The 11,340-nt window shown below is 47.6% G+C and carries 10 protein-coding genes; 9 read left to right on the top strand and 1 reads right to left on the bottom strand.

Going from position 1 to position 11,340, the window contains the following annotated elements:
- The first annotated feature begins 37 nt into the window (after positions 1–37).
- From LEPBO_RS38255 to LEPBO_RS0125345, 9 genes are all read left to right on the top strand, one after another.
- Positions 38–565 carry a helix-turn-helix transcriptional regulator gene (locus LEPBO_RS38255; protein WP_017290404.1) on the top strand — a complete coding sequence of 176 codons (528 nt, stop codon included), beginning with the start codon at positions 38–40 and terminating at the stop codon, positions 563–565.
- A 219-nt stretch (positions 566–784) separates the two neighbouring features.
- A complete protein-coding gene (locus tag LEPBO_RS0125380) occupies positions 785–1,957 on the top strand; it encodes a DegT/DnrJ/EryC1/StrS family aminotransferase (RefSeq protein WP_017290403.1) in 1,173 nt (390 codons plus the stop codon).
- A gap of 46 nt (positions 1,958–2,003) precedes the next feature.
- Entirely contained in the window at positions 2,004–2,879 is an 876-nt protein-coding gene (crtB, locus tag LEPBO_RS0125375) for a cyanoexosortase B (protein ID WP_017290402.1), read from the top strand.
- A 1-nt stretch (position 2,880) separates the two neighbouring features.
- Positions 2,881–3,558 carry a cyanoexosortase B system-associated protein gene (locus LEPBO_RS0125370; RefSeq protein ID WP_017290401.1) on the top strand — a complete coding sequence of 226 codons (678 nt, stop codon included), beginning with the start codon at positions 2,881–2,883 and terminating at the stop codon, positions 3,556–3,558.
- A gap of 112 nt (positions 3,559–3,670) precedes the next feature.
- Positions 3,671–4,891: a polysaccharide biosynthesis/export family protein gene (locus LEPBO_RS0125365; protein ID WP_144056270.1), complete on the top strand. Its 1,221-nt coding sequence runs from the start codon at positions 3,671–3,673 to the stop codon at positions 4,889–4,891.
- 34 nt (positions 4,892–4,925) lie between these two features.
- Complete coding sequence (locus tag LEPBO_RS0125360) at positions 4,926–7,103, top strand: GumC family protein (RefSeq protein WP_017290399.1); 2,178 nt, start codon at positions 4,926–4,928, stop codon at positions 7,101–7,103.
- A 135-nt stretch (positions 7,104–7,238) separates the two neighbouring features.
- A complete protein-coding gene (locus LEPBO_RS0125355) occupies positions 7,239–8,810 on the top strand; it encodes a B12-binding domain-containing radical SAM protein (RefSeq protein WP_017290398.1) in 1,572 nt (523 codons plus the stop codon).
- 4 nt (positions 8,811–8,814) lie between these two features.
- On the top strand, positions 8,815–9,465 hold the full coding sequence (locus tag LEPBO_RS0125350) for a glutathione S-transferase family protein (RefSeq protein ID WP_017290397.1): 651 nt from the start codon (positions 8,815–8,817) through the stop codon (positions 9,463–9,465).
- Between the two features lie 288 nt (positions 9,466–9,753).
- On the top strand, positions 9,754–10,896 hold the full coding sequence (locus tag LEPBO_RS0125345) for an IS4 family transposase (protein ID WP_017285525.1): 1,143 nt from the start codon (positions 9,754–9,756) through the stop codon (positions 10,894–10,896).
- 59 nt (positions 10,897–10,955) lie between these two features.
- Here LEPBO_RS0125345 and LEPBO_RS43425 read toward each other — a convergent pair whose 3' ends face one another.
- Positions 10,956–11,120: a hypothetical protein gene (locus tag LEPBO_RS43425; RefSeq protein ID WP_190711102.1), complete on the bottom strand. Its 165-nt coding sequence runs from the start codon at positions 11,118–11,120 to the stop codon at positions 10,956–10,958.
- Positions 11,121–11,340: the final 220 nt, after the last annotated feature.

Genomic DNA, 11,340 nt, shown 5'->3' with positions numbered 1-11,340 from the left:
ATCAACAGTTCATTTGCCCCTGAAGATGATGAACATTATGGCTAACACTACCCCCAATGATTTCTTATTGTCTGTGCTTGAAGGCTTAGTTGATGGCATTTTAATTCTGAATCCGCAAGGTGAAGTCATATTCGCAAATACACCTGCAACGGAGCTTTGTTATCAACTCAATCCGGCTGAGCAATATCCAACCGAGGTCTGGCGTTCCTGTGAAGCGTTGATCGATAGCCGCCAGTGGTATGGCGATCGCCCTTTAGTCATCGAGTCCGAACTCAAAACCGAGGACAATCACACCTACCGTATCCAGGTTCAATGGCTCGAACTTGAGCAAGCCTGTCTCCTCGTGCGGCTCGAAGACCAACAGAGATCGCTGCAAAGTCTGGCTGTCACCGAGGCAAAGAAATTCGGTTTAACACCGCGCGAAGCCGAAGTCTGGTTTCTAAAACGCTGTAATCTTTCGCGCAAAGAAATCGCATCACGTCTCTTTATTACGATCGATACTGTGAAAAAACATTTAGGTAATATCCAATCCAAACGCCAAGCCCATCAAGAAGGCTGGTGTTAGCGAACTTACTGAAACCGCCATTTTTAAAATTGGGTACTCTGAGCCAGTTGACGTTTGTGACCGTCCGGTTTGAAGCCTAAGAGCTTCAAGTGGGGAGTAGGGAGTGGGGAAATCGAAAACGTTACTCCCCCACTCCCCACCCCCTACTCCATCACAAACCATTCTCCAACTTCCCTGAGTTTCCACTCGGCTTGCTCATCTTTCGTGGCGGCTTCAAGTATGCAGAGCGTCTCTCCTTCCATTCCTTTTGTCGATCTCGCACCTCTCCATCAACCGATTCAATCCCAGATTGAACAGGCAATTCAGGGCGTACTTCAACGTGGCGATTATGTCATGGGACAGTCTGTCCTGGAATTCGAGCAAGCATTTTCTAAAGCCTGTAGCGTGAGTCATGGTGTCGGTGTCGCTTGTGGCACAGATGCGATCGCGCTCGGTCTGCAAGCCTGTGGAATTGCTCAAGGCGATGAAGTGCTTTTGCCTGCCAATACTTTTGTTGCCACACTCATTGGAGTATTGCGTTGCGGAGCAACCCCCGTTTTAGTCGATTGCGATCCGAAAACGGCCCTGATCGATCTCGCTGCTGCAGAACGAGCGATTACGCCTCGAACGAGAGCAATTGTGCCTGTGCATCTCTATGGACAAATGGTTTCGCCTAGCCTTTTGCGAGATTTAGCACATACTTATGAACTGATTATTTTTGAGGACGCAGCCCAAGCTCATTTGGCAGAACGCGAAGGCGTGCGAGCCGGAGCGATTGGGTTAGCAGCAGCTTTTAGCTTCTATCCGAGCAAGAATTTAGGCGCATTGGGTGATGGCGGTATGGTCGTGACCAAAGATGAAGCGATCGCGCACAAAGTCCGCACCTTAAGAAACTACGGCGCGCCGCGCAAATACTTTCACACCGAATTTGGCACGAATAGCCGACTTGACTCAATTCAAGCAGCAATTTTGAATGTAAAACTTCCTCACCTAAAAAGCTGGAACCGTGATCGCGCTCAAATCGCAGAACAATATAATGCGCTGTTGAAACCCTTACTTTCACGCGGTTTGATGCCAATTTCTAACCTGAGTGGGAAAGGGCATGTCTATCATTTATACGTGATGCGAGTCATGCAAGACCAAGCAGAATCGATCGATCGAGAAACCCTGCAAAATCGCCTCGAAGCACAAGGAATTCAGACTGGAATTCACTATCCTCTCCCTTGCCATTTGCAGCCTGCATTCAAGCATCTGGGCTATCGAGAAGGAGCGTTTCCAGTTGCCGAAAATCTATGCAAAGAAATTCTTTCACTCCCGATGTACCCAGGTATGAGTGAAGCTCAGGTAATTCAAGTTGTCGGTGCGATCGAGGAAAGTCTCGCTACTCCTGCTGCTGTAAAAATGTCAGCTTGAACCTGATATTGACACCCCGATCCTGCTCTATTAGCTGCTCAAAATCATGCAAATCCGGCGTTCATCTTTCCTCGATCGATACTGGAGCGAATTCGTTCTCCTCGGACTTCTCGCCGTTTTATATGTCCCGCTTCTGATCCATTGGTACAACGGCTGGATTAAGAAATCGATCAGCATCGAACACGAATACTTCAGCCACGGCTTAATCGGACTCCCATTTGCTGCCTACATTGCTTGGTATAACCGCAAACGCTGGGTACGGCTCTCCGATGAAGTTGGGTCAGCTCGCTTTGTCAGTCTCGGCTTCATGATGTTGGCAGGCGTACTTTATCTTTCAGGATTGCCTGATCCAGTCAATCTTTCATTTCCGATTTTACTGACCGGAATTTGCTTGTGGCTCAAAGGTCTTCCAGGTCTGAAACTGCAATCGTTCGCCCTACTGCTCGTTTTTCTCGCAACGCCAAACGAGATTCCTTACTTACTTGCCCCGTACACCCTACCGCTGCAAAGTTTCATTGCTGGAACTGCAGGTTTTATCCTGAATCAGTTGGGAATGGATGTGACGGTTCAAAACATTTACATCTTCGTCAATCAGCGCTTAGTTGAAGTCGCACCCTATTGCGCTGGACTCAAAATGTTATTCACCAGTTTTTATGTCAGCTTGATGCTGTTGTACTGGACAAACAATTTACGATCGCGCAATTTCTGCATCACCTTCATCAGCCTCGCGCTGCTGACCAGCGTCATTGCAAACATTATCCGCAATACTATCCTCACCTTTTTCCACGGAACCGGACAAGATGCCGCTTTCAAATGGCTACATGACGGTTGGGGTGGAGATGTCTACTCAGCTGCAATGTTGGGCTTACTAGTACTGCTTATTAGTCCGCTCGAAAACCTGTTCAATCGCCCTGAATCCTAAAATGCTCACCTCACTCTCTAAATCGCTACGAGTCAATTTATCGAAAGTCGTGCTCTTGCTGATTGTGAGTGGATTAGTGCTTTTAGGCGCACTCCCCGGATATCTCTCGGGCGGCAAATGGCGTTGGACAGCTCCACCCGAGGTAAAAGTCTTATCGGAATTGCGATCGCTCAAAAAAGAGGGACTGAACATTTCAGGCTGGCAAACGATCGAGAAAAAAAACGTCCAAATCGGTGATCACAAATGGATGTACCAAGAACTCCAAGACGCATCACAAACGAAAGCCTCAGTTCTGTTTTATCCGCAAGCTCGATCGATTGACCAGCCCCAAGTTGAATGGACAGACCTAGAAGGCTCTCAAGGGTGGAAAACTGATTCCTATCGTCAGATTCAGATCGATTCCATCACAGTCGAATTTCATCGCGCCTGGACGCAAAATCAAACTTATGCCGTGATGCGGTGGTATGCCTGGGCGAACGGCGGACATCCTGCACCGATGCAGTGGTTTATCAGCGATCGACTGGCTCAATGGCAAAATCAGCGAGCCGCTTGGGTAGCCGTGAGCGTGATTTTACCGATTGAACCCTTAGAAGACATCGAACCGCATCGCAGCAGACTCGAACCCCTGGTGCAAACCGTACAATCCACCTTGACGAATCAAGTTCTGCGTTCAAATTAGCCAATCTGGGCATACTAAGCGCGGAAATCTCGGATGCCATCTGAGGTTAGCTCAATACAATGTAGCGATCGTAGTGAGCCAAATTCCCCGCTCTGACTGGATAGCTTGCCCCATGCGTTTAGTTGAACTCCATTTCTTTAAGTCCGCTCCGCGTGGATGGATTACGTCTCTTCTCATGGCAGGAGTGTACACGCTCACGCCAACACTCTCAATCTGGCTCAACACCCAACGGGCATCGGCTCAAGCTTCTGCACCTTTACCGACCGCACAAGCTCGCCCCACTCCTCTAGAACTGATCGAACAAGCGCGTCAGAAATTGCGCGACACTCCTGCAACACCGACCGCGCCTGCTACATCAACCGCACCCACTGTTCCACCGATCAAATCCTTCAATCTCTATCGCTTAGGAGCAGGAGATACGATCGCAGTGCAAGTGCAACGATTTGCCGATTTGAATTTTCAAGCTGCGATCGACCAAGAAGGCAATATTACGGCTCCACTCCTCGGTAAAATCTCGCTGCAAGGTTTAACGATCTCCGAAGCGCAAGAAAAAATTCGCCAAGCTGTGAATCGAATCGTCATCGATCCAGTTGTATTCGTCTCCCTAATCGGACAGCGCCCCGTTCTCGTCACCGTGACAGGCGAAATTGCTAAACCCGGACTCTACACGTTGCAACTCCCTAGAACTTCAGCCGCGCTTCTGCTTGCCGGAGGTGCAACGGGACGAGCGGATCTCAGAGCGGTACAAGTCAAACGAGTTTTAGCAGATGGATCAGTCTTAGAAGAAAAACTAGATTTAGTCACACCGCTACAAGATGGAACGCCATTGCCCGATCTGAAATTGCAAGATGGGGATGTCATGGTAATTCCGAAGCTTTCTGAGCAAGATCAAAATTACGATCGACTGTTGATGGGTCGATCGACATTAGTCAAACCTCAAATTACCGTTCGATTTCTCAGCTATTCCAACAATGGGTTAGGCACACTGACTTTACCCAATGGCAGTACATTCCTCGATGCGCTCACAGCAGTGCGACCTGGTCCCGATAACGCAAATCTGCGCCGAGTCGCTTTGATTCGATTTGACCCGAATCAGAAGAAAGCTGTCACTCGCAACATCGATGCGCGGAGCATTTTGCAGGGCAACATGGGAGAAAACATTGCGCTCGAAGACAATGACGTCATTGTGGTAGGACGGAATCTGATTGGCAGAATCACCTACGCACTCAACACCTTTACACAGCCATTCCGAGATGTTTTGGGCTTCTTATTGTTCTTCAGAGAACTGCAAAACGGAGCGGAGAACTTGTTTGGTCCAACTGGACGAGAGTAAATCATCTACCCCTATTTTCTAGTGAAGGCTTCTTATGGTTCCACCGATCGTGAAACGTTATCTACTCGCGGTTAATCGCTACAAATGGGTGATTCCGGCAGGGTGTGTCGTGGGTTTAGGAGCCAGTGGAGTGGTTGCAGTTCAGCCTGAACCGCCCATTGGCTATCTAGGAGAAGCGCAACTCGTCGGCAATGCACCTCCGATTACGTTTTCCACGATCGGCGCACAGGTTCGCCAACCGGTCGAAAGTTTTACAAAAGAATCTTTACTCACAGATGCAGTTCTAGAAGCAGTCGCGAAAGAAATTGGGATTGAGCCAAAAAGCCTTGTCAAAGGGTTAACCATCAAAATCACAGGGGGAGGTGATCCCAAAGATGCAGCTGCGGCAAAAGCGGAAGTCAATCTAACTTTTGCAGATAGCAATCCACAACGCGCTGGAGACATTCTGAGCTTATTGTCTCGAAAATTGATTGAACAAAGTCGATTGAATAATTCAGCGAGATTGCGAGCGATTATTGCTGAGATTGAACAACGCCTACCTAAAGTAAAGCAGGAACTTTTCCAAGCTGAACGAACCTTAGAACAATACGATCGCATCGAAGGTCCGCAGCTTTTTGCGGCGCAGGATGGCAATATTGTTAAATCAATCAGTGGTAGCCAACAGCAGCAACAGCAGCTTCGATTACAACTAGAAGGGATTAATGCTCAAATTGCCAGTCTTGAGCAAAAGCTAGGACTCAGTGCCGATCAAGCCTATGTGTCTTCCGCTTTGAGTGCTGATCCAATCATTGCAAGTCTCCGAGCACAACTTCAACAAATCGAATCACAAATGGCGGTCTTACTTAAAGATCTCCGTCCTGAACATCCGCAGGTCGAAACATTGAGGAAACAACAGCAAGCGTATGAGGAAGAGATTCGGAAACGAGCGGTTGAAGTTATCGGGGGCAACGGAAATGCTGCTCCCTTTATCGCCAATGTGCGGCAAGATAGCAGCCTCGATCCGGCACGGCAGCAGCTCGCAAACACCTTGGTGAATCTGAAAACGCAGCAAGAATCCATTCAGCAGCAGATTGTTTCTAGTGTGCGATCGGAGCAAGAACTGCGACAACAGTTTTCGAGCATTCCCAATAAGCAACTGGCTCGAACTCGGCTTGAAGATCAAGTCAAACTGAGAAAGAATCTCCATGATCAGATGCAGCAAAAGCTGGTTGATGCGAAAGCGGCTGAAGTCGAAATTGTTAGTAGTTTAGGCATGAGTAAGCCGCCCAGTGTCGCTCCAACCGGGGTCAAAGCTCCAAAAAGTATTCCCATGACGCTAGCAGTCGGGGCAATCGTGGGCTTAGTCGCAGGGGCAGGACTGATCTTCTTACTCGATACTCTCGAAGGCACAATTTACACGGCAGAAGATTTACGAGAAGCAATTCGTCAGCGAGATGTCGCAATTCTTGGAGTTTTGCCACAGGTGAAGTCTTTTATTCCAAATGCTTCGCCAATCTTGATCAAGCCCGATTCACCTTATGCGGAATATTATGAGCGATTCCGGAGTAATCTTCGCTTGACCGAGACGAAGAACTTGCGAGTGCTGATGATGATTAGTATTGTGGACGGCGAAGGTAAGACTGTGACCGCTTACAATTTGGCGATCGCATCGGCTCGTGCTGGAAAACGTACCTTATTAATTGAAACTGATCTGCGTTCTCCCTCATCGGCTCAGGGGGTGAATCTCACGGCTGATCCAGATAGTCAGATCGAACCCTTGCGATATTTTGGACAAATTAGCGACTGTATTCGGCTTGCTCCTGATGTCGAAAACCTTTATATTGTCGCAAGTCCAGGCCCACAAGCGTCTGCGGCTTCCTTGCTGGAGTCGAGCGAACTCCGCCGCTTACTCGAAGATGCGAGAGCGCGCTTTGATCTTGTCGTTCTGGATTCTCCTTGTCTGAGTAAGTGTAACGATGCATTTATTTTGGAGCCTTATACAGACGGCATGATTTTAGTGACTCGTCCGGGGGTCACTCAGCAGAGCTTGCTAGAAGAAGCGATCGATCAACTCACCGAAAATGCAAATCTGCGACTACTCGGTGCAGTCACCAATGGCGTTGATGTACAATTGCCTCGCGCTGCAGAAGATGCGCTGATGAACGATGCGCAAGAGTGGTTATTTACGACCAATTCTCAATCTGAAAATCAGGTCATCAGCAATCGAAATTAATTTTTGTCAGAAAACTTAACCGAATTACGGGATCTTAATTACGAAATACGAAGTCTCGAAAGCCAGCTAGAAGATCACGTTAAGCTTGCGAAAGCTTGCCGTTGAGTTCATAGTATAGGTTTATCGGGATTAACTATGCGTGTTTTGTTGCTCTATCCAGTCTTTCCACAAAGTTTTTGGTCGTTTGAAAAAGCGTTACAGCTTGTCGGACGCAAAGCAATGTTACCGCCGCTTGGATTGATTACGGTGGCTGCAATTTTACCGCAAGAATGGGAGTTTAAATTAGTCGATCGCAATCTCCGCGAAGCAACGGAAGCGGAATGGGATTGGGCAGATCTCGTGATCATGTCTGCCATGATTGTTCAGAAAGGCGATCTTTTAGATCAAATCCGAGAAGCAAAACGTCGCGGGAAGAAGGTCGCTGTCGGCGGCCCTTATGCAACGGCGTTACCGAATGAAGTCGCCGAGGCAGATTACTTAATTTTGGATGAGGGTGAGATCACCTTGCCGATGTTTGTCGAAGCTGTGCAGAAAGGCGAGACACACGGGATTTATCGTGCAGGTGGAGATCGACCTGATGTTAGCACTACACCGATTCCCAGATTTGATCTATTAGATTTTGATGCTTACGATAATATGTCGGTGCAGTTCTCACGAGGCTGTCCGTTCCAGTGTGAATTCTGTGACATCATTGTGCTCTATGGGCGCAAACCTCGAACCAAAAGTCCTGAACAACTGCTAGCAGAACTCGATCGCTTATACGAATTGGGCTGGCGACGATCGATTTTTATGGTCGATGATAATTTCATTGGCAACAAGCGCAACGTTAAATTGCTTTTGAAGGCATTGAAAGAATGGATGATCGAGCATGAACATCCTTTTAGTTTGAGTACTGAAGCTTCTGTTGATTTAGCACAAGATCCAGAACTGATGGAGATGATGGTCGAGTGTAACTTTAACAGTGTGTTTTTGGGGATTGAAACCCCGGATGAGTCTAGCTTAACCTTAACGAATAAGCATCAAAATACACGCGATTCTCTGTCTGATGCAGTCGATGCGATCGCTCGGAAAGGATTGCGGGTGATGGCAGGTTTCATTATTGGATTTGATGGTGAAACATCGGGTGCGGGAGATCGTATTGTGCGATTTGTGGAGCAGACAACAATTCCGATCGCAATTTTCTCAATGTTGCAAGCTTTACCTGATACGGCTTTGTGGCATCGTTTGAAGAAGGAAGGGCGCTTGGTTGAAGATGTCGCGAACATTAATCAGACAACACTGATGAACTTTGTTCCGACTCGTCCGCTCGAAGAAGTCACGCGCGAATACATTGATGGATTTTGGCGATTGTACGATCCGGTGAACTATCTCGATCGAGCGTATCGGCATTTCATGAAATTAGGCGCACCGAGACATCGATCGAAGCTCAGAAAAGTAACCTGGAAAGTAGTTCAAGCTTTTCTTACGATTTGCTGGCGACAAGGGGTCGTTCGAGAAACCCGCTGGATATTCTGGCATCATCTGTTTAGCATTTTGAGAAACAATCCCAAAGTAGTCGAACATTACCTAGCAGTTTGTGCTTTGAATGAGCATTTCTATGAGTATCGGCAAGAGGTCAGAACTAAAATCGAAGCTCAGCTTGCTGACTATCTAGCTCGACAAAGATTAGAATCCTCGATCGAATCCGTCAACGCTCCAGTTGTCTAAAGTTATGGCTTTTCTTACTTTAATCATTGGCAATAAAAACTATTCATCTTGGTCATTGCGTCCGTGGCTCGCTTTGAAACAGTTTGGCTTTTCCTTTGATGAAGTTCGGATTCCACTTTATACACCGGAAGCTTCTGAGCAAATTCGCCAGTACTGCCCAAATGGAAATGGAAAAGTTCCCATTTTGATTCACGAATCTCGAACGGTTTGGGATTCAATGGCAATTTTCGAGTATCTGAGCGAGATGTTTCCTGAGCGATCGTGGTGGGCAGGCGATCGCTCCGCTCGTGCAATGGCGCGATCGATTTGTGCAGAGATGCATGCTGGATTTCTGCCGCTCCGAACTCAAATGTCGATGAATTGCCGAGAGCATTTTCCGAACTATGAGATTCAGGCGGAAGTTCAGAAAGATATCGATCGCATTACAACCCTTTGGAAGTATTGCCGGGAAACATATGGAGCAGGAGGAGCGTTTTTGTTTGGCAGGTTTACGATCGCGGATGCGGTTTATGCGCCTGTTGTGTTGAGATTTCGGACGTATGATGTGAAGCTTGATGCGGTTTGTCAGGCTTATGCAGATGCGATTTTGGCACTTCCAGCAATGCAGGAATGGTTAGAAGCAGCAAATGCCGAGACGGAAACGATTCAGTTTTAGCGCGTCCTACCTTGTGTGCAGGTGATTCGCTTCCTAAGTCCCCCAAAGTTGGGGGATTTTGAGTTTTAGACCTTGATAATCGATCAGCATTTCTGTTGAAGTTTAAGTGCTGCCCTACGATCGACGTGCTGATTTTGCCCGTTTTGTCTTCTTCTGTTGCTCTATTGAAGACGGAACGGCCTTAAGGGGTGACGACACGACTGAACGGTAGAAAGGATGCCGGATAGCAGCATTGAGAGACAGAAAAAATGAGGTGATTCCACTTGTTTCACCCCATCAATCTAAAAGATGTTGCCCTCATTCTATCAAACCTGTTTACAATCGCAATTAACGGAAGCGCAATTTGTGACGCTAGAAATCTTGGTCGAACTGTTGCAAAAAGAGCGAAGAATTACGATTGAACGGATAGCGACCCTGTTTCCGCAACCGATTCTATTTGAGAGCAGACGGCGGAATATTCAGCGATTCTTGAGTCTGCCGCAACTGACTCCACAAGCGATCTGGTTTCCGATTGTCAAGCAGTGGATCAAACGACATTACTCAGGTAGAACTCCGCTTCACCTGGTGGTTGACCGGACGCAATGGCAAAACCATAACTTGATCATGGTGAGTCTTGTATACCAGAAGCGGGCAATCCCATTGCACTGGATGTGGCTGAACAAGCAAGGACAGAGTTCGCTGGCTGAACAACGAAAAGTGTTATGTCCGGTATTTCATCTGTTGAAAAAGTATCGCTTCATTTTGCTCGGAGACCGTGAGTTTCACAGTATCGAGCTTGCTGCTTGGTGTGTGGAAAAACAAGTCAAATTCGTGTTCCGTTTACCGAAAAGTACGACCATCAAACCGAATGACAGCGATGCGTTTACTCGCCTCGACGATTTGCCACAAACGCCCGGAATCACTGAGCAATATCTGCACATTCAAGTCACGCAAAATCGCGGGTTCGGCAAGCATAATTTAGTCTTGCGCCAAAAACGCGCCTACCGTCAATCGAATTCTGATGCTTGGTATCTGCTGACCAATCTCGTCGGTGCCGAACAAACTCTGAAAGCTTACTCTAATCGCTTCTCCATTGAGCCGCTGTTCAAAGACTACAAATCCGGTGGCTATCATCTCGAAGATTGCCATGCCGATTCACGCCGATTCAATGCACTACTGGTTCTGATTGCCATTGCTTATTCGCTCTCAACGCTTCAGGGACGACGCATTCGCCAAAAGCAAGTGCAATGCTACGTCGGTCGAGTCAAGGAGCCGAAGCGAACCCGAAACCGACATAGCAATTTCTGGATTGGCTTGTATGGCAGGTTGTGGATTGAACCCTTGCAATTGTGGTCAACTCTGGCGACCAAGTTGATGGCACTCAAGCCGCAAAAACGTCCCTTTTTTCAGCGAGGTCTCAATGCCATTTCCTTGATCCAGTCTGCTCTCTAGCTTCGTTGTCACCCCTTGAGCGGAACGGCTTAACCTGTTTGCAAACTTGCAACTTGCTCTCACGGCGAATTCGCAAACGCGATCGTAGCTGTCTCGGTTGTCGCATTCTCAGCGAACCCATCTGACGACTTGCACGCTGTTCTAGCTCCTGACGGCGTTGTGCTCAATTCAGTGCCGTAACTTTCAGGATTCGGTTGGAAATGAGGAGAAGGAAACGGCTGCAAGATATCGATCTCCCTGATCGCTGCTTAAAAAGATTTCGGATATCGCAACTGACTGCGCTGCATAAAAGTCAGAAGTCCACCGTGTAGGTTGTTGGGTAGCAACATCAGACGAGACAGGATCTATCTAAGGCTCAATCTTTTGTTAGCTGAAACCTTTTTTAGGTAGGTTTTCTCGTCCTAGGTCACTACCCAGTTATCAACAATATCTAGTCCCAAAAGG

Source organism: Leptolyngbya boryana PCC 6306, assembly GCF_000353285.1.
Lineage (GTDB): Bacteria > Cyanobacteriota > Cyanobacteriia > Leptolyngbyales > Leptolyngbyaceae > Leptolyngbya > Leptolyngbya boryana.
Note: the sequence above shows the minus strand (reverse complement) of the source record. Positions and strands in the feature narration are given on the sequence as shown.